The 18,551-nt window shown below is 64.8% G+C and carries 21 protein-coding genes and 1 tRNA gene; 11 read left to right on the top strand and 11 right to left on the bottom strand.

The window, feature by feature from the left end; all coding sequences use genetic code 11:
• Nucleotides 1-2: 2 nt before the first annotated feature.
• Nucleotides 3-1,286 carry a phosphoribosylamine--glycine ligase gene (gene purD / locus FA85_RS08990; RefSeq protein ID WP_036109505.1) on the top strand — a complete coding sequence of 428 codons (1,284 nt, stop codon included), beginning with the start codon at nucleotides 3-5 and terminating at the stop codon, nucleotides 1,284-1,286.
• A gap of 19 nt (nucleotides 1,287-1,305) precedes the next feature.
• Here the strand turns inward: purD and FA85_RS08985 are convergent, their stop codons facing one another.
• Entirely contained in the window at nucleotides 1,306-2,823 is a 1,518-nt protein-coding gene (locus tag FA85_RS08985; protein WP_036109506.1) for an RICIN domain-containing protein, read from the bottom strand.
• 196 nt (nucleotides 2,824-3,019) lie between these two features.
• On the opposite strand from FA85_RS08985, the gene FA85_RS08980 reads away from it, so the two are divergent.
• Entirely contained in the window at nucleotides 3,020-4,894 is a 1,875-nt protein-coding gene (locus FA85_RS08980) for an MFS transporter (protein ID WP_036109507.1), read from the top strand.
• 45 nt (nucleotides 4,895-4,939) lie between these two features.
• Here FA85_RS08980 and FA85_RS20865 read toward each other — a convergent pair whose 3' ends face one another.
• The 9 genes from FA85_RS20865 to FA85_RS08925 all read right to left on the bottom strand — a co-directional run bounded on the left by FA85_RS20865 (nucleotide 4,940) and on the right by FA85_RS08925 (nucleotide 12,154).
• Entirely contained in the window at nucleotides 4,940-6,973 is a 2,034-nt protein-coding gene (locus FA85_RS20865) for an RICIN domain-containing protein (RefSeq protein ID WP_051943212.1), read from the bottom strand.
• A 141-nt stretch (nucleotides 6,974-7,114) separates the two neighbouring features.
• Entirely contained in the window at nucleotides 7,115-7,981 is an 867-nt protein-coding gene (locus FA85_RS08960) for a cobalamin biosynthesis protein (RefSeq protein ID WP_036109511.1), read from the bottom strand.
• 45 nt (nucleotides 7,982-8,026) lie between these two features.
• On the bottom strand, nucleotides 8,027-9,013 hold the full coding sequence (gene nudC / locus FA85_RS08955; RefSeq protein WP_239739743.1) for an NAD(+) diphosphatase: 987 nt from the start codon (nucleotides 9,011-9,013) through the stop codon (nucleotides 8,027-8,029).
• A gap of 13 nt (nucleotides 9,014-9,026) precedes the next feature.
• Nucleotides 9,027-9,413 (bottom strand): iron-sulfur cluster insertion protein ErpA, encoded by a 387-nt coding sequence (gene erpA, locus FA85_RS08950; RefSeq protein WP_036109513.1) that lies wholly within the window; start codon nucleotides 9,411-9,413, stop codon nucleotides 9,027-9,029.
• A gap of 31 nt (nucleotides 9,414-9,444) precedes the next feature.
• Nucleotides 9,445-9,879, bottom strand: coding sequence for a bactofilin family protein (locus FA85_RS08945; protein WP_036109514.1), 435 nt, complete (start codon nucleotides 9,877-9,879; stop codon nucleotides 9,445-9,447).
• A complete protein-coding gene (locus tag FA85_RS08940; protein WP_051943214.1) occupies nucleotides 9,866-10,612 on the bottom strand; it encodes a DUF6776 family protein in 747 nt (248 codons plus the stop codon). Before FA85_RS08940 ends, FA85_RS08945 begins: the two co-directional genes overlap by 14 nt.
• A 132-nt stretch (nucleotides 10,613-10,744) precedes the next feature.
• The gene (gene bfr, locus FA85_RS08935; RefSeq protein WP_036109515.1) at nucleotides 10,745-11,227 is read right to left on the bottom strand and encodes a bacterioferritin; all 483 of its coding nucleotides are present in this window, start codon (nucleotides 11,225-11,227) and stop codon (nucleotides 10,745-10,747) included.
• 103 nt (nucleotides 11,228-11,330) lie between these two features.
• Nucleotides 11,331-11,522: a (2Fe-2S)-binding protein gene (locus FA85_RS08930; protein ID WP_428977043.1), complete on the bottom strand. Its 192-nt coding sequence runs from the start codon at nucleotides 11,520-11,522 to the stop codon at nucleotides 11,331-11,333.
• A gap of 89 nt (nucleotides 11,523-11,611) precedes the next feature.
• Complete coding sequence (locus FA85_RS08925; RefSeq protein ID WP_036109517.1) at nucleotides 11,612-12,154, bottom strand: RNA pyrophosphohydrolase; 543 nt, start codon at nucleotides 12,152-12,154, stop codon at nucleotides 11,612-11,614.
• Between the two features lie 174 nt (nucleotides 12,155-12,328).
• On the opposite strand from FA85_RS08925, the gene FA85_RS08920 reads away from it, so the two are divergent.
• Nucleotides 12,329-12,405, top strand: a tRNA-Met gene (locus tag FA85_RS08920).
• Between the two features lie 44 nt (nucleotides 12,406-12,449).
• Here the strand turns inward: FA85_RS08920 and FA85_RS22630 are convergent.
• Entirely contained in the window at nucleotides 12,450-13,082 is a 633-nt protein-coding gene (locus FA85_RS22630) for a LuxR family transcriptional regulator (protein WP_051943216.1), read from the bottom strand.
• 209 nt (nucleotides 13,083-13,291) lie between these two features.
• On the opposite strand from FA85_RS22630, the gene queD reads away from it, so the two are divergent.
• The 8 genes from queD (at nucleotide 13,292) to atpA (ending at nucleotide 18,509) form a co-directional block, all read left to right on the top strand.
• A complete protein-coding gene (gene queD / locus FA85_RS08910; RefSeq protein WP_036109518.1) occupies nucleotides 13,292-13,648 on the top strand; it encodes a 6-carboxytetrahydropterin synthase QueD in 357 nt (118 codons plus the stop codon).
• A 93-nt stretch (nucleotides 13,649-13,741) separates the two neighbouring features.
• Nucleotides 13,742-14,068 carry a phasin family protein gene (locus FA85_RS08905; RefSeq protein ID WP_036109519.1) on the top strand — a complete coding sequence of 109 codons (327 nt, stop codon included), beginning with the start codon at nucleotides 13,742-13,744 and terminating at the stop codon, nucleotides 14,066-14,068.
• A 169-nt stretch (nucleotides 14,069-14,237) separates the two neighbouring features.
• Entirely contained in the window at nucleotides 14,238-14,603 is a 366-nt protein-coding gene (locus FA85_RS08900) for an ATP synthase subunit I (protein WP_036109520.1), read from the top strand.
• Nucleotides 14,604-14,606: 3 nt separating this feature from the next.
• A complete protein-coding gene (atpB, locus tag FA85_RS08895) occupies nucleotides 14,607-15,446 on the top strand; it encodes a F0F1 ATP synthase subunit A (protein WP_036109521.1) in 840 nt (279 codons plus the stop codon).
• A gap of 85 nt (nucleotides 15,447-15,531) precedes the next feature.
• Complete coding sequence (atpE, locus tag FA85_RS08890) at nucleotides 15,532-15,819, top strand: F0F1 ATP synthase subunit C (RefSeq protein WP_036109522.1); 288 nt, start codon at nucleotides 15,532-15,534, stop codon at nucleotides 15,817-15,819.
• An 82-nt stretch (nucleotides 15,820-15,901) separates the two neighbouring features.
• On the top strand, nucleotides 15,902-16,372 hold the full coding sequence (locus tag FA85_RS08885; protein ID WP_036109523.1) for a F0F1 ATP synthase subunit B: 471 nt from the start codon (nucleotides 15,902-15,904) through the stop codon (nucleotides 16,370-16,372).
• A 2-nt stretch (nucleotides 16,373-16,374) separates the two neighbouring features.
• Nucleotides 16,375-16,908 carry a F0F1 ATP synthase subunit delta gene (locus FA85_RS08880; RefSeq protein ID WP_036109524.1) on the top strand — a complete coding sequence of 178 codons (534 nt, stop codon included), beginning with the start codon at nucleotides 16,375-16,377 and terminating at the stop codon, nucleotides 16,906-16,908.
• Between the two features lie 50 nt (nucleotides 16,909-16,958).
• Nucleotides 16,959-18,509 (top strand): F0F1 ATP synthase subunit alpha, encoded by a 1,551-nt coding sequence (gene atpA / locus FA85_RS08875; RefSeq protein ID WP_036109525.1) that lies wholly within the window; start codon nucleotides 16,959-16,961, stop codon nucleotides 18,507-18,509.
• Nucleotides 18,510-18,551: the final 42 nt, after the last annotated feature.

The raw sequence follows: 18,551 nt of genomic DNA, 5'->3' as shown, positions 1-18,551 counted from the left end.
GCATGAAGGTCCTCGTTATCGGCGGCGGCGGTCGCGAACACGCGCTTGCCTGGAAACTCGGCCAGTCGGGCCGCGTCGACGAGGTCATCGTCGCTCCCGGCAATGCGGGTACGTCACGTGAGCAGGGCCTCCGTAACGCGGCGGTCCCGGTCACCGACATCGACGGTCTCGTGGCCCTGGCGAAAGCCGAAGGCGTAGGCCTCACCGTGGTCGGCCCCGAAGTTCCCCTCGTCGCCGGGGTGGTCGATCGCTTCACCGCCGAAGGCCTGCGCTGCTTCGGCCCGTCCGCCGCCGCGGCGCAGCTGGAGGGCAGCAAGGCCTTCGCCAAGGACTTCCTCGCCCGCCACGGCATTCCTACGGCGCACTACGCGGTCTTTACCGAGCTGGCGCCTGCGCTCGCGCATGTGCGCGGTACCGGCGCCCCGATCGTCATCAAGGCCGACGGCCTCGCCGCCGGTAAAGGCGTGGTGGTCGCCATGACGCTCGCCGACGCGGAAGCCGCGCTCGAGGACATGCTCGGTCAGCAGGCCTTCGGTGACGCTTCGTCCCGTGTGGTCATCGAAGAATTCCTCGACGGGGAGGAAGCCAGCTTCATCGTCATCGCCGATGGCAGGCATGCGCTGCCGATGGCGACCAGCCAGGATCACAAGCGGCGCGACGACGGCGATCTCGGCCCGAACACGGGCGGCATGGGCGCGTATTCGCCTGCCCCGGTCGTGACCGACGAGGTCTCGGCACGGGTCATGCGCGAGATCATCCAGCCCACGCTCGACGGCATGATCGCCGACGGTGCGCCGTTCACCGGGTTTCTCTATGCGGGGCTGATGATCGACAAGGCGGGCGCGCCGAAGGTCATCGAGTTCAACGTGCGCTTTGGCGATCCGGAAACGCAGCCGATCATGCTTCGCCTCCGTTCGGACCTGGTCGATCTGATCGAGGCGGCGCTGGATGGCCGCGTCGGCGACGTCACCGCCGAGTGGGATCCGCGCCCCTCGCTGGGCGTGGTGCTCGCCGCGGGCGGCTATCCGGGCAAGGTCCGCGCCGGCGATGTGATCACCGGCGCGGAGGGTGACTTCGGTGCGGACGTGAAGGTGTTCCATGCGGGTACGGCCGACAATGCCGACGGGCAGGCCGTCACCGCCGGGGGCAGGGTACTCACCGTCTGCGCGCTGGGCGTGGACGTGGCGGCCGCCCGCGCGTCGGCCTACGAGGCGCTCGGCAGCGTGCGGTTCGCCGACATGTATTTCCGCCACGACATCGCACACCGCGCGCTCTCGCGAACGTAAGGCAGCCACGCCACATCGGCTAACGGTTTGAATCGATCGGCAAGGGTTGCCAACGTTCTTCCGCACTGACCGCCTTGTGCCGCAGCAGTCCCTGGGAGATGGCGGGTGAGGCACCCGCGACAGCCGGGACGACATCGCCCGGTGTCGGTGCCTGCGGATACGACGACCACGGTCGCAGCAGATGATGGAACGGGTTGCTGCCGATCTCCTGGTGTCGCACGGGATCGAAGATAGCCCGGGGTACGCCGTCGCGTACATGAAGGCGCCAGGAACCTCCGTCCATGTAAGTGGAGTGCAGGCGGTCGGCGCGCCACTGCCACTGCTTGTTCAGCATGGAGCCTGCGCAGGATTCGGTCCTGACGCCGCCACCCGCCGGATCCGCGGCAAGGCAGAGCCGGCTCGCGACGTTGCGGTAGGTATGGTCGCTGTCGAGATACCACTGCTGCTCCGCACCGTCGGTGCCGCCTTTGCACGGCGCCAACGCCACGGCAGGCTGGTCCCGCTGAGGCTGGGTGAGGCAATGGCCCTCGCCTGCGAGGGACTGCAATCTCACGACGGGTTGCCGTTCGAGATGCGGCGAGCCGAGGTCGATGCGCGTCAGATGGCCGATGCCGGCGTCGTCGTCGCGCCATGTCTCCATCGATGACGTCGGCGCGAGCCGCGTGGAGTTGTCCACGGAGCTGCGCGTGGCGATGTCGATGGGACCGCTGTAGCCACCCGGGAGGCGCCACTCCGAGACGGTCTCGATCGTGGCTCGCTGCATCATCGGAGTCGTCGTGGGGAGCGTGAACAGCCAGCCTGGCCCCACCCGATAGTGCGAGTACGAATACCAAACGTCGTTGGCGATGTCGGGCGCCAGCCGGAATCGCCACAGCGCCGATGCCTCACCTGCGGCGTTCTTCGTGACGGCGCTCTCGGTGAAGTAATCTTTCAGCGTCATTGTGACGCTGCGCTCCGATGTCTGCTCGAATCCCGCGTTGAACGAGACAGGCAGTTTTCCCCACGAGAAACCGCTGTCTTTCGACACGGCCGCCGTCAGTTCCGTACTCGCGCCCGCGCCCACGCTGGTCTTCACGCCGACCTTGTCCACGAAGGTGCGATCGGTCGCGCCATCCGAACGGGGTGCCTGCGATATCAGGCGCACCTGTCCGTCCTGCAGGTCCGGTGCGGTCAGGGTGGTTTCCACCTCGTAATGCAGGGGCAGGGTCAGAATGTTTCCGTAGTTGTCTTCGCTCTCCCGCCCGCCCCACATGTGGAGACCCTGCACTGTAGGCAGCTGGTTGACGACGGTCTTCACGATGACGACCTTCTCGTCGACGCTCGGACTCACTTCCCGGACGACGACGATGTCGTGGTGGATGCTCCGGCCGTTGTCGAAGACGTCACTGTCGCGTACTTCCAGGCGTGGCACGTATCCGCCGACGGTGCGCGCGTCCTGGGCGACGACGGCCGCGAAAGGCGCCGCCGCGAGCACGGTGGCGACAAGCCAGGGTTCGGGGTGGCGCGTGCGGTCCGGTGCTCTCTTCCTTCTTGTCATGGGATGTCTTCCTTGGATCGTGGGCAATCATGCCGGTCAGGATGGCATCTGCTGGCAGGCGGCGAGGTAGGAACCCGACGTTGCTGTCCGTGAGGTTTTTCCTGAAAACGCAGCGCACCGCGACGAGACCGGGTGTGCCGGCCACGGTGACCCACGTCTCAGCTACACTCCGGAAAAATCAGAGGGTCGATCACGGATGTCCCAGTTCTCACTGCTCGCCACGCGCCGCTTCGCACCTTTTTTCTGGACCCAGGCGCTGGGCGCCTTCAACGACAACGCGTTCCGCAACGCGATGGTGATGCTGGTCGCCTTCCAGATGAGCCTGCCGGACGCCGAGGTCTCGCTATACACGAACCTCGCGCCCGCGCTCTTCATCCTGCCGTATTTCCTGTTCTCCGCCACGGCGGGACAGCTGGCCGAGAAGTTCGAGAAAACCCGGATCATCCGTTACGTGAAGCTCTTCGAAATCGCAGCGATGACCATCGCGGCCGTCGGCTTCTTCACTCACCACGTATCGCTGCTGCTCGTCGTCCTGTTTCTGATGGGTATCCATTCGACCGTCTTCGGCCCGATCAAGTATTCCATTCTTCCGCAGACCCTCGATCGTAGCGAACTCGTCGGTGGCAATGCGCTGGTCGAGATGGGTACGCAGCTTGCGATGCTGATCGGCATGATCGTCGGCAACTCGCTGATGCTGATCGCCGGCTACGGAACGCTCGCGGCATCGCTGACGACCATCGCGATCGCGGTGACCGGTTACCTCGTCAGCCGGTCCGTACCTCCCGCGCCCGCGACCGCGCCCGATCTGAAGTTCAACTGGAACCCGCTCAGCGAAACCTGGCGGGTGCTGAAGATCACGAACGCCGATCGCGCGGTCTTCAACGCCGTGCTCGGCATCTCGTGGTTCTGGTTCTTCGGCACCGTCATGATCGCGCAGCTGCCGAACTACACGCGCCACATCCTCGGCGGGGACGGTTCGGTCAATACGCTCGTGCTGACGTTGTTTTCGCTGGGTACGGGCGTGGGCTCGCTCATGTGCGAGAGGCTGTCGGGCAAACGCGTCGAGATCGGCCTGGTGCCCATGGGCGCGTTCGGCCTGACTGTATTCGCTGTCGATCTGTTCTTCGCGCGGCCCGGTGTGACGCCCGGCGCCTCGCTCGACTGGCTGGCCTTTCTCGCCGTGCCTGGAGCGTGGCGCGCCGCGCTCGACCTGACCATGATCGGAGCCTTCGCGGGCTTCTACGTCGTCCCGCTGTTCGCTTTCGTGCAGAGTCGCGCGCCTCGCGACCGCCTGTCGCGCGTGATCGCGGGCAACAACATCGTCAATGCGCTTTTCATCTGTGCCGCTTCCGGCTTCGGCATCGGCCTGACGGCGCTGGGACTCTCCGTGCCGACGATCTTCCTCGTGACGGGGCTGATCAACATCGCGGTCGCGGTGTACATCTTCACCCTCGTTCCCGAATTCATGATGCGCTTCATCACCTGGGTGCTCGTGCACACGCTTTACCGGGTGCGGGTGGACGGTCTGAAGAACGTGCCGGACGAAGGTGCCGCGCTGGTCGTGTGCAACCACGTGAGCTTCATGGATCCGTTGATCCTGATGGCCAGCGTGCGCCGCCCCATGCGTTTCGTCATGTACTACAAGATCTTCAACATCCCGGTGCTGCGCTTCGTCTTCCGCACCGCGAAGGCGATTCCCATCGCCGGGCGTAACGAGGATGTGGCGCTGATGGACAAGGCGTTCGACGAGATCGACGAGGCGCTGGCGGCCGGAGAGGTCGTCTGCATCTTCCCGGAAGGTGGTCTGACGCGCGACGGTGACATCCAGACCTTCCGCCCTGGCGTGGACCGCATCCTTGCGCGTCGGCCGGTGCCCGTCGTGCCGCTGGCGCTGCGAGGCATGTGGGGCAGTATCTTCAGTCGCCGTGACGGTGCCTTGCGCCGTGCGCGTCTGCCACGCCGGTTCTGGTCGAAGATCGAACTGGTGGGTGGTGCACCGCTGCCTGCGGAGGCCGCGAATGCAGCGTCACTGGAAGCGCGTGTCAGCGAACTGCGGGGCGACAAAGCCTGAGGGCATCGCCGGCGCGTTGAGCGCCGGCGATTCGATTTTCCTGCTTCAGCGACTGAGGGGGATCGTCTGCCAACGCTCCGTTGCCGGTACACGACGGTAGCTCAGGTAGCTGTCCGGCACCGTCGGCGAATTCGTCGACAGGCGTGGAATGGTGCTGCCGGGTGACGGTGCCAGCGGATAGTTGCTCCACGGTGGCAGCAATGCGTTTTCCGTGTTGACCACGACTTCATCATGTCGCACGGCATCGAACTTTGCGATCAGCGAGTCATTCGACACTTCGAGGCGATGATGCGTGCCCCCGTCCATCAGGGACACGACGCGATCCGCGGCCCACTTCCAGCGCTGGTTGTGACGAATGGCGCACTTCGCCGTGCCGACCGTGCCACTCTTCGTGTCGATCTGAAGGCACTGCGCACTCTCGCGGTTGCGGTATCGGCCTTCCGAATCCATGTTCCATTGCTGGGCGCGATGGCTTTCGGCTTCGTCGCATTCCGTGAGCTGGGCGGCGCCGGCTTTCTCGTCAAAGGGGCCCTGGGTGATGCAAAGGCCTTCGCCGCTGCTCGACTGAATCAGCACCGTCGGGCTGGACGTGAGAAAGGGTGAGCCAAGGTTGATCTTTACCACTTGCGTCGGCTGCGCGGGTACCTGGCGGAGATGCGCCCACGGGTCGTTGCCCTTGTGCCAGAACCACCATGGAATGTCGGCCGTGTAGTCGGGATGGACATCGGAGCTGCGGTCCCAGGAAACGCCCATCGATCGGTTCCATCCGTAGCGTCGATTCTCGACGCGCCCGCCCGTACCGATCAGCAGATTTCCTTCGTAGTCGCCACGGACTCGCCATACCGACATAAGCTGGGCGGAGGCTTTGCGCATCATCGGCGTGACCATCGCCGTGCTGACTTTGTACTTGCTCTTCGCGTTGAAGTATCCGGGGCTGCCTGCGACATCGTTGGCGAGGTGCATGTTCCAGGTCACGCCCTGGGCTCGGCCGTAATTCTCGGTCACGGCGTCGATGTAATAGGACTCCGTCTCCATCGATACCGAGGTGGAGTCGGTGTACGTGCGATTGGCGGAGAATTCGAACGGGACCTTGCCGATGGCGGAGATGCCGATACCCTTGAGTGCATCCTCAGCCTTGAATGCGGTGCTGACGCCATAGGACGTGCTCACCTGGCTGCTCTTCGCAACGGAACGATTCACGTCCGGCGAGGTGTCGGGAACCATCCGGTCCAGACGGAGCTCCGGGCCACGGTCCTTGCCTTCCCAATCCACAAGCGTCCTGAATTCGTAGCGACCCGCGATGGCGAGGAAGTCGTGGATACCATCACGTTCGAAGGCGGGGCGGTTTTTGCCGTAGACGCCGTTGTCCCATGGCGCGATATCGACTCCCGCCTTGACGACGATAACCTTGCTGTCCCCGCTGGTGCGCGCATCGCGCAGTACGACGATGTCGTGGACGACCTTGTTTCCATGGGCGCTGATGGGTTTGTAGCGGAAGCGCTCGTGTGGCACGTGGTCGGGTATGTCGTCGGACGCGGAGTTCGCACCGTTCAGGGTGGCGCTGCGCGCGAATGCCCTGAACGCTGGAGCCGCCGCCAGCTCGCGATAGAGCCGTTGGGACGTTTCGACGTCGGCTGTGGTGTCGTCGAGGGTCGAGACTTCCAGTACGCCATCCTTGCCACGCCTGTACAGCGATGTCCGTCCCTGGCCTTCGATGCCGAAGACTTCCGCCTCATGACGGGTGGTCCCTTCGGGCGAGGTCACCAATACGCCGATGCCCTCGTGGAGAGCCTTGCTTGCAAGCGAACGAACGGTGGCGTCGCTCAGGGCGTCACCGGAGATCCACGCGACGACGGGTTCTCGCTCCGCGGCGGCTTCCCGGTAGGACAGGCCGCGGAGTTCGTCGGGGGTTCGCCAGCGAGCCGGATCGCGTTGAGCCGTGGCCATGGCCTCGGGGAGCGCCTTCAGTCGCAGGAAGTGGATGGCGCTGTCGTTCGGTGCGGAGGCGGGCGGCGAATGGGCATGTACGCCAGTGCTCAGGCTGGCCATCAGGACCAGGGCAAGGGTGCGGGTTTTCATGGTTGCCATATCCTTGGCAGGGGGGAGTACGAAGCGTGCCGCATTCCCCTACGAGGCGAGGTCAGTCCTTCGCCCCGAGTCTGGCTCAGTCAACCCTTCACTTGCGCGTAGGGCTTCGCCTCAGATCAGCGTAAGTCGATATCACGCCACCCAGGCGGCCAGCACGATCAGCGCAACCACTGCCAGCCAGACCACAAGCACGCGCCGTATGACCCGGCGAGCATCTTCGAGTTCGACGACGGGGTCGCTGACGTCCTGCGCGTAGCCGTCGCCGGCTTCCACGTCGGCATCGACACCGGCACGGGCGACGGCACCCAGGAAGTCCGGGTCCAGCCGCGAGCGCGGGCTCCCCGAGGTGCGATGCCACTGCTTCCATGCGCCCATGACGGCGTCGAAATCGGAGACCAGCGCCATCGCAAAAACCATCAGGTGGGCGGGAATCCAGTCGAGCGCATCGGCCAGACGACGTGCCGCGGTACGCGTGTCCGTGTCGACGGATAGCGACGCGTCGCGACCCAGCAACTGCGCGAGGCGATAGCCGAGCGCGCCGGCCGGCCCGAGCAGCAGGAACCACAGCAGCACGCCGAAGCGACGACGAAGCGCGCCGTAAAAGGCGGCCTCGACCAGAGCCGGCGCAAACCACGGAAGGGTCTCTTCGTCGTGGCGGAGCGCGATCAGGGCCTCGTCGCGGCGAAGCGTATCGCTCGCACGCAGGATCGCGTCGATATCGGTCTCGATTTCGCGGGGTCCGAGTGCGTAGGTCAGCACGACGATCGCGAAAGCCAGCCATGCCAGATCGAAGAAGGGCAGGGCACGGAGTACGCCGGCGATGATCGCCGCCGCGATGACGGGAACCAGCAGCACGACCGCGACGCGACCGGGACCGGAAAGATCGCTCAAGCGGGAGACCCAGCCCCGGAACCAGCGGTCGTCACGCCAGCGCGCCAGCCGGGGCACGCTCCAGACGATGGCCAGGGAGATGAGAATCGCGAGGAGACGTAGAGCCATGGCAAGCGGAATCCGCAGATCGATGGCCCGATTGTAGGCGAACCGTCAGCGGGCCGGCGAACTCGCGATCAGTTCCTCGAGGGAGATATTCCGCTGCGCCAGCCAGTGTCCGATCAGGCGATACGAGACCGATAGCGGCGGCGGTACGCCCAGTTCACCCGAACGCATGCCGGACACGATGTCGTCGGCGGTGAACCAGCGGGCGTCTTCCAGCTCGTCGTCGCGGAGGATGATCTCGCGGGTTCTGGCCGTGGCCGTGAAACCGACCATCAGGGAGGCCGGCAGGGGCCAGGGCTGTGACGAGTGGTAGGTCGCGTGAAGTACCTCCACGCCGGACTCTTCGCGCACTTCGCGCCTGACCGCATCCTCGAGCGACTCGCCCGGCTCGATGAAGCCGGCCAGTGTGGAATACCGGCCCGCCGGCCAGCCGCGCTGTCGGCCCAGCAGGCAACGGTCGCCGTCCTCCACGATCACGATGATCGCGGCGTCGGTGCGGGGAAAATGCATGTGCGGACCGTCGGGATTCGTGCACTGCACGCGATGTCCCGAAGCCACGACGAGCGTGGGAGCACCACAGAGACTGCAGAAACGCGTCTGCCGCTGCCAATGCGTGATGCCCTTGGCGAACGCGAAGAGTCCCGCTTCGAAGGCCGGCAGGATCAACCCGGCTTCGCGCAGCGACATGCGTCGCGCGGAGGTCAGGTCGACGAAGATCTCAGCATGCGCCTCGTCGAGCACCAGCGCGAACCATGCCGTTCCGTTGGCGATCCCCAGCAGCGTGGAGACCACATCGCCGAAGCGTTCGGCCCGCATCACGGGAGTCATCCACTGAGGATGCTCGCCACGCTCGTCGACGAAGGCCTGCCCTTCGCTGTCCAGCACCAGGAAGCGCGTGTCGTCGGCGCGTTCGGTTTCTTCGACCCAGAGACGATCGTCGCGGCGCTCGGCCATACGGTCGATGGCGACGCCGGCGAAGACGTTATCCCGCACGCGACCTTCTACGGGCGTGTGGCGCTCCGTTCCGTAGCTCACGCGGTACGACCGGTCATGCGCTGAACGAGGAGCCGCAGCCGCACGTGGTCTTCGCGTTCGGATTGCGAATCACGAACTGCGAACCGCTGAACGACTCGGCGTAATCGATCTCGGCGCCGGTCAGGTACTGCAGCGACAGCGGATCGACGACAAGGGTCACGCCCTCGCGCGATACGGCCAGGTCGTCCTCGGCCTGCTCTTCGTCGAAGGTGAAGCCGTACTGGAAACCCGAGCAGCCGCCTCCGCTGATATACACGCGGAGCTTGAGCGAGGGGTTGCCCTCTTCGTCGATCAGCTCGTGCACCTTTCGTGCGGCGGCCTCGGTAAAGATCAGGGGCGAACCCGCCGAGCGGTAATCCGGCGCGGCTGCCGACGGAGCCATGGGGAAGGGGTTGTTCATGCCTCCCATAATGGCGCCGATCGGCTACAGGTCAAGCCTCGGACAGCGTCGGGGTCTTCTCGATACCCGCCTGGGCCAGCTGCCGTACGGTCGGGGGCGCCCGATGGATCATCTTGCCGTTGACCTGTGCACCGGCGGCCATTTCCAGCACCTGGTAGTGAACGTCGCCTTCGATACGCGCCAGCGGCGCCAGTTCGAGCCTTTCGGACACATCAATGTCGCCGGTCACGCCGCCGTTGATGCTTGCGTGTGGCACCTCGATCCGCCCGGTGACGCGTCCCGTCTCACTGATGGTGAGAAAGCCGTCGCTACCCGTGTCGGCGTGGACGGAGCCCTCGACCGCGCCATCCAGGTGCAGCGAGCCGCTGAAAAGCACGTCTCCACGAATGATCACGCCCCGCGCGATCAGGCTCGTGGCGGCGATACCGACGGCCGGCCCCTGGTTCTTCCCCTTACTGTTGAACATCGCTTGCCTCGTCGTTGCGTGTTGCCTCGGCCCAGGGCACGGTGGCGCTGACGGTGTCGTCCCCGGCAGGCCGCGCTTCGAGGCGCAGCCGCGTCGGCTGGAACCCAGCCGGCAGCGTGAAGCTGCCCTGGATCTGTTGAAAATACCGGAAGGCGAAGGGCAGACCATCCACGGATGCGGCCTGGCCGAGAGCGGCGCCTTCGAGGGTACGCACCTTGTTGTCCTGGATACCCTCCACGGCGAGGTGGACATCGCCTTTGACCTCATCGCCCCGGCGCGCGTTCTGAGTCAGAGTGATCACCACGTTCCATCCGTTCGGCGCGCCCTTGATCGCCGTGGTGCGTGTGCCCTGGATTTTCAGGCCGTCGCGCTGCCCGTTACCGCCGACCAGGCGCGAATAAAACGCCAGATCCGTACGCAGACCACTGATCTCCTCATCGCGCTCAGCGAGGTTTCTCCTGAGTTCCCTGGCGGCGATCTCGCTGACCTGGCCCGCCCGCTGCAGGTTGGCGACCTGCTGGCGCAGGTCTTCGGCCTCGGTCTCGTGCGCCACGATGGGGCCATGGCCTGGCTTGCCGGCCGGCGCCTTGCCCGCCGTCAGACTCAAGGTCAGCAGCGTGGTCAGGAACAGGCTGCCCAGCCACGCGGCGCCCATCAGCAGCCGTTTTCGCCGCTCGACGGACATGTCGTCGAGCCGGCGCACGACGAAGCGGGGTGGATGGCTTGGGGCCATGAATGGATCCGTGGAGAAGGCGTGAAGGCCGGATGGTATAGCCCCCGGCTTCCGCCGCGGTCAAGGAACCCCGCCTCGTTCCACGAAAAAGGCCGCCTGGCGGCGGCCTTATGTGGCTTTGTAGCGACCTGATCAGTGCTTGTCGAGCGAGCCGACCTTGCTGAGCATGTAGCGCTCCGGACCGATGTCCGAAATCAGACTGAACTGCGTCTCCAGCCAGTCGATGTGCTCTTCTTCCTGGCCCAGGATGAACTTGAAGAGGTCGCGGCTGACGAAGTCGTGGATGCCTTCGCTGTAGGCAATGGCCTCGCGCAGATCCTTCGTCGCGATCATTTCGAGATCCAGGTCGCCCTGCAGCGCTTCGACCACGTTCTCGCCGATGCGCAGCTTGCCCAGGTGCTGAAGGTTCGGCAGGCCGTCGAGGAACAGGATCCGCTCGATCAGCTTGTCGGCGTGCTTCATTTCCTCGATGGACTCCTCGTACTCGTGCTTGGCGAGTTCGTTGTAGCCCCAGTCCTTGAACATCCTGTAATGCAGGAAGTACTGGTTGATGGCGGCCAGCTCGTTGTAGAGGACCTTGTTGAGGAATTCGATGACCTTCGCGTCGCCCTTCATGGGGGTGTCTCCCTGGATATTCAGCGGCGACTATACGACTCGCGGAGAAGCGATGACGTAACGAGAATGAAGACGGTTTGCGTCCGCAAAGGCGGGCGCGAGATCAGGCCGGGGTAGGGAGAAAGCTCAGCACCGGGCGCATCTCGGAGACCGCCTCACGGAGGCATTGCCGGGCCTCGGACTCACAGGCGCCGCAGCAGTCGGAACAGCCGGTGCGGGCCTGGAGCTCGGCGAACGATTCGACACCATCGGCCGCGGCGCGGCGAATGGCGTGGTCGGTGACGGCGTTGCACATGCATATGTACATGGGTCGGCATTCGAATACGAATGCGAACGATTGTCAACTACACAGATGTGAAATTCAGCCGCGAGGTTACCGCGCCATCATTCGCCGCCGCGGGCGAGCCGTTCGGCTTCGGCCTGCTGTGGGCAGGTACCCACCGTGACCGAACAGACGGTCTCGACCGTGGGTGCGAACTGACGTAAGGCGCGCTCGTACACCTGGCGTTTGAAGTTCACCACGTGGTTGGCGGGATACCAGAAATCGACCCAGCGCCAGAGGTCGAACTCCGGCTTTTCGCAGGCATCCAGGCGAAAGGTGTCCTCGGTGCACTTGAGGCGCAGCAGGAACCACACCTGCTTCTGGCCGATGCAGGTGGGGCGCTGATGGTGTCTCACGAAGCGGCTGGGCAACCGGTAGCGCAGCCAGCCACGGGTCTCGGCGAGGACTTCCACGTGCTTGGCGAGCAGGCCGGTCTCTTCTTCCAGCTCGCGATACATGGCCTCCAGCGGCGTTTCGTCGCTGCGCATGCCCCCCTGAGGAAACTGCCAGCCGTCGCGATTGACACGGCGCGCCCAGAACAGGCGCCCGTCCCCATTGAGGAGAACGATGCCCACATTCGGTCGATAGCCATCTGCGTCGATCATCCGCCCTCCGCGAATCCATGCCGCGCGCCAGCCTTGCAGGCCGGAAACGTGCGCGATGGGCCCGATTCAACCACAGCGCGAGAAGACGGGGCAAGGCACCACTTGAACGGAAGCTCAGCCCCGATTAAACTGCCCGGCCTTCGTGAGCCTCGCTTACGAACGACCAGGTTCCACGGCTAGGTAGCTCAGCTGGTCAGAGCGCGGCACTCATAATGCTGAGGTCGGCGGTTCGAGCCCGCCTCTAGCCACCAAAACGAGAAAAGCCGCATCGTCACGATGCGGCTTTTTTTATGCCTCAGGCGGCCGACAGGTCGGTGTCCGCGACCCGCTCGTCGGGACGGGAGGGAGGCCCGTCCAGAACGGCCCTCGCCAGTTCCACGACGTTATGCACGCGCAGCTTCGCCATCAGATTGGCGCGGTGGAGTTCCACGGTCTTCGGGCTGATCCGCAGTTCGCTGGCGATGACCTTGTTGAGCTTGCCGCTCATGATTCCGTCGAGCACCTGCGATTCCCTTCGCGTCAGGCCGAGGTCCGGACGCGTGGCGGCAATCGAGACGGGGCTGGCCGGAGAAGAAGAATCCGCCGCCACGCTCTCATCATCGGAGAGGGGCATCAGGAAAACGGCCTGGAACGCACCGCTGGGTGCTTCGAGACGCTGCCGGGTCACGCGATAGCGGCGAGGCTGGCCGTGCGGATCGCGGAAGGCGAATTCATCGGCGCCGCCGGAAGGCTCCAGGTGGTCGGCGATCCAGCGCGGTCCGGCTGTTCCGCGGCCCACGCCAAACTCCCGCCGGAATGCGGCGTTGGCCATCACCGCGCGCCCGCCTTCATCGCGCCACACCACGCAGGGCATGGGCAGGGCGGCAAACACTTCTTCGGCCAGCCCGCACTGGTGCGGGCGGTCGAGCGAGTCACGACCAAGGCACATGGATGCCTCCTCAGTGAGCACGAATCCCCTCAACGGACGCCCCCCGGCTCCGTCGGACAAGTTACCACTGCAACCGTTCCGGTCGTAAAAGTCCACGAAACGACGCCCTGACGGTTCGAAAATGCGAACCACGTCGTGAAGGCGGTCGCTGAGATCGTTTGAAGCCCGGTCCGCTACACTGTCCAGTCATCAGAGATCGATTCACCCTCATGCGTATCTATAAGACGTTCAACATCGAGGCGGCGCATCGCTTGCCGAATGTGCCCGAAGGCCACAAGTGCGCGCGGCTGCACGGTCATTCGTTTCGTGTGGAGCTCCACGTGGAAGGCCCGGTCGACCCCGTCTTCGGCTGGGTCATGGACTTCGGCGACCTGAAGGCGCGCTTCCAGCCGCTCTACGACCGCCTCGACCACAACTATCTCAACGATATCGAAGGTCTCGAGAATCCGACCAGTGAAAATCTCGCGCGCTGGATCTTCCAGCGGCTGCGTGTCGACGTGCCGGGTCTGGCCAAGGTCGTGGTCAACGAGACCTGTACCTCGGGTGCGGAATACACGGGCGACTGAGGCAAAGGCTGTCATCGCAACAATTAGCGGTTGCTGCGCCGCCGCAGACAGGTCTACACTCCGGCACCTCCCCGTTCCCCACGGATGCACTCGATGCCTCACGTAAACGGTTACGCCGATCTTGCCCGCTTCGTCGAGCAGGCCACTTCCGCGCAGGCCCTGGCCTGGCGCGGCATGGAGCGCGTGGCCGACCTGCACCTGCAGGCGATGGAAGGGCATGCGCGTGCGGCATCCGGCCTGATGGCCGATGCCATGCTCGCTACAGATGCGAACGCGATGCGCGCCATCATGGCGCGCGGTGGGGACCTCCAGCGGGAAGGCGTCGAGCGTGCCGCATCGGCCGCCGGTGGCATATTCGACGTGGCCGTTGAGACGGCCACCTCGCTCGGCGCGCTGGTAGGTCAGCCCGCCAGGGCCTGATCCACCGCCGCTCCCTCGCCAACGACGCGACGGACGGTCGCGCCGGCGGGTGGTTATTGGACTTTCGTCGCTTGTCCCGTCGTTTACGGCGCTGGTATACTTTTCCAGATTAGACCGTGGCCCGTTGAACCAAAGGTGCCGCCTCGAGCGAAACCACGGGAGCCTCGCGTTGCTCAACAGTCTTGCCGCCGGTCGTCATCTCGCCATGCGCGTCGTTATCGCGCAGATCGGGGTGGCTATCATCGCGGGACTCGCTTTTTCACTGCAGGGGCGTGCCGCCGGACTGGCCGCGTTTGCAGCCGCCCTGATCGTCGCTATCGCCAACGCGCTTTTCGCAGCGCGAGCGTTCAGCGCGCTGGGTGGAGGCGCGGCGACGTTCATGAGGTTCCTGGTGGGAATGATCCTTCGATGGATCGTCCTCGTCGGCGGGCTGGCGCTCATTCTGGTCCAGTGGAAACTGCCGTTCCTGCCCGCGCTCGTGGGGTTGGTGGCGGGTTTCACGGTCAACGTATTTGCATTCAGATTCAAGGGTTGAGGCATGGCGAGCGAACCGCAAGGCGGTCTGACCGAATACATCCAGCACCACCTGAACCACATGACGGTGAATTTCAGCGCCGATCATTTCTGGTTCTGGAACATCCGCCTCGACTCGATCGTGGTGTCCTTCGTGCTGGGCGCCATCTTCTGCCTGTGGTTCTGGCTGTTCGCCCGCAAGGCGACGTCGGGTGTCCCGTCCAAGGGTCAGGCGCTGGTCGAACTCGCCGTCGAATTCGTCGACACTCAGGTGAAGGACACCTTCCACGGCGACCGCCGCACGGTCACGCCGCTGGCGCTGTCGATCTTCATGTGGGTGTTCTTCATGAACGCGATGGATCTGCTGCCGGTGGATCTGCCCGGCTGGCTGGTGCATACGTTCAGCGGTGCCGAAGTCGCGCATCACACCTATTTCCGCCAGGTTCCCACGGCTGACATCAACACCACGGTCGGTCTGGCCCTCGCGGTGATCCTCATCGTCATCGGCCACGGCATCAAGGCCAAGGGCGGCTTCGGTTTCGGTAAGGAAATGCTCACCGCGCCGTTCCATGCGGAGAGCATGGGCGCCAAGATCGTCCTGCTCATCCCGAACCTGCTTCTTAACGTCGTCGAGACCCTGTCGAAGCCCGTGTCCCTCGCGATGCGACTCTTCGGCAACATGTACGGTGGCGAACTGGTGTTCATGCTGATCGCCGGCCTGATGGTGAGCTGGATCGGCTTCGTGCCTGGTGTCGTGTTCAACACGGCCTGGGCGATCTTCCACATCCTGATCATCGCCCTTCAGGCGTTCATCTTCATGATGTTGACGATCGTCTATATCGCCACGGCACGTGAACACCACTAACTCACCGCACCGACGTTAGACCGCTCAGTCCAGTTTCGTTTCGTTTCCACCCATTCGTCATTCTTAGATATCCCAGGAGAACACCATGGAACTCACCGCACTCTTCGCACACGTGCAGGGCATGACCGCCATCGCCATCGGCGTGATCATCGGCCTCGGCGCGCTCGGCGCCTGCCTCGGCATCGCGATCATGGGCTCGAAGTTCCTCGAGTCGGCCGCTCGTCAGCCGGAACTGGTTCCGCTGCTGCAGGGCCGCATGTTCCTGCTCGCCGGTCTGATCGACGCCGCGTTCATTATCGGCCTCGCCATCGCCCTGCTGCTCGCCTTCTCGAACCCGCTGATCGGCGTTCTGCGCACCGCCGCCGGCGGCTGAGCAAGCGTTCGTCTTCGTCGCCGTGGCGTAATGCGTCACGGCGACCGTCAGTACCCCAGCGTTCGGAGTCTTTGGAGAGATCATGGAAATTAACATGACCTTCCTGGGCCAGATGATCTCTTTTGCGATCCTGGTCTGGTTCACCACCAAGTTCATCTGGCCCCAGCTCAACGGTGCCATCGAAGAACGCCAGAAGAAGGTGGCCGAAGGGCTCGCCGCGGCGGAGCGCGCCCGCGCCGAGCTGAAGGATGCCGACGCCAAGGTCGCCACCGAGATCAAGCAGGCCCGCGTGCAGTCGACGGACATCATCGACAAGGCGCAGCAGCAGGCCAACCAGATTCTCGAGAAGGCCCGCGCCGACGCGATCGAAGAGATCAACCGCCTGAAGGCTTCGGCCCAGGACGAGATCGCTTCGATGGCCCAGCGTGCCCGTGAGCAGCTTCGCGAGCAGGTCGGCGCCCTCGCCGTCCGTGGCGCGGAGAAGATCGTGCAGCGCGAAATCGATCCGGCGGCCCACAAGGCCCTGCTCGACCAGCTCGCTGCCGAGATCTGATCATGGCCCAGGCGCTCACCCTCGCCCGTCCCTACGCACGCGCCGCCTTCGAAGTGGCGCATGCGTCGGGTTCGCTGGCCGACTGGTCGTCGGCGCTGAACTTCGCGGCGCTCGTCGCCGCGGACCAGCGCGTCGCCGGCCTCGGCAACGATCCGCGCGTGCTGCCGACCCAGCTGGTCGCGCTGCACCTGCCGCAAGGCATGGCCGCCGAGGCGCCGTTCGCCCGCTTCCTCGAGGAGCTCGCGGAAAACGGCCGCATGGCGCTCCTGCCGGAAATCGCCTCGCTGTACGACGACTACAAGCGTGAGTCGGAGTCGACCCTGCTGGTCAAGGTCACGAGCGCGATGGATCTCGACGCCGCCGAGTCGGACAAGCTTCGCGTTTCGCTGAAGCGCCGCTTCAAGCGTGAGATCGAACTGGATACGCACGTCGATCCGGCGTTGCTTGGCGGTGTCGTCATCGACACGGGCGAGCAGGTCATCGACGGTTCCGCGCGAGGCCGCCTGCAGCGGCTGGCCAGCGCGCTGACGCACTGATTCTCATACCACCGGGTGCCGTGAAAGCGGCGCGACCCAAGGAACCGACCATGTCCAGCACCACACTGAATCCGTCCGAGATCAGCGAGCTGATCAAGACCCGCATCGAGCAGTTCAAGCTCGGCGCCGAGGCACGCAACGAAGGCACGATCATCAGCGTGTCCGACGGCATCGTGCGCATCCACGGCCTGGCCGATGTGATGCAGGGCGAAATGATCGAACTGCCGAACGACACTTACGCCCTCGCGCTGAACCTCGAGCGCGACTCGGTCGGCGCCGTGGTGCTCGGTGAATACCAGCACCTGCGCGAAGGCGATGCCGCCAAGACGACCGGCCGCATTCTCGAAGTGCCGGTCGGCCCGGGCCTGCTTGGCCGCGTCGTCGACGCGCTGGGTAACCCGATCGATGGCAAGGGTCCGATCGACGCCGCGGGCAGCAGCCCGGTCGAGAAGGTCGCTCCGGGCGTCATCTGGCGCCAGTCGGTCGACCAGCCGATGCAGACGGGCTACAAGTCCATCGACTCGATGATCCCGATCGGCCGCGGCCAGCGCGAGCTGATCATCGGCGACCGCCAGACGGGCAAGACCGCCGTCGCGATCGACGCGATCATCAACCAGAAAGATTCGGGCATTAAGTGCATCTACGTCGCCATCGGCCAGAAGCGCAGCTCGATCGCCAACGTCGTGCGCAAGCTCGAAGAGAACGGCGCGCTGGCCAACACCATCGTGGTCGTCGCTTCGGCATCCGAGGCGGCCGCCCTGCAGTACGTCGCGCCGTATTCCGGCTGCGCCATGGGCGAGTACTTCCGTGACCGCGGTGAAGACGCGCTCATCGTGTACGACGATCTCTCCAAGCAGGCCGTGGCTTACCGCCAGATCTCGCTGCTGCTGAAGCGTCCGCCGGGTCGCGAAGCCTACCCGGGCGACGTGTTCTATCTCCACTCGCGTCTGCTCGAGCGCGCCTCGCGCGTCAGCGCCGAATACGTCGAGAAGATGACCAACGGCGAAGTGAAGGGCAAGACCGGTTCGCTGACCGCGCTGCCGATCATCGAAACCCAGGCCGGCGACGTTTCCGCGTTCGTTCCGACCAACGTCATCTCGATCACCGACGGCCAGATCTTCCTCGAGACCGATCTGTTCAACGCCGGTATCCGTCCGCCCGTCAACGCCGGTATCTCGGTGTCGCGCGTCGGTGGTGCCGCCCAGACCAAGATCATCAAGAAGCTGTCCGGCGGCGTGAAGCTCGCTCTCGCCCAGTACCGCGAGCTGGCTGCGTTCGCGCAGTTCGCCTCGGACCTGGACGCCGCGACCCGCGCTCAGCTCGATCGTGGCCAGCGCGTCACGGAACTGATGAAGCAGGCGCAGTACTCGCCGCTGTCGATCGCCGAACTCGGCGTCTCGGTCTACGCGGCCGAGAAGGGCTACCTCGACGACCTGCCGGTCAACAAGGTGCTGCCGTTCGAGAAGGGCCTGCACGCCTTCTTCCGCCAGAATCACGGCGACCTGATGAAGAAGATCGACGAGACCGGCGACTGGGACAAGGACATCGAGGCGACCTTCAAGTCGGCCGCCGACGAGTTCAAGAAGACCGGTAGCTGGTAATAGCGAGACCCGCGGGGCGGCGGCAACGTCCGCCCCGTGATC

Source organism: Luteibacter mycovicinus (genome assembly GCF_000745235.1).
Taxonomy (GTDB): Bacteria; Pseudomonadota; Gammaproteobacteria; order Xanthomonadales; family Rhodanobacteraceae; genus Luteibacter; species Luteibacter mycovicinus.
Note: the sequence above shows the minus strand (reverse complement) of the source record. Positions and strands in the feature narration are given on the sequence as shown.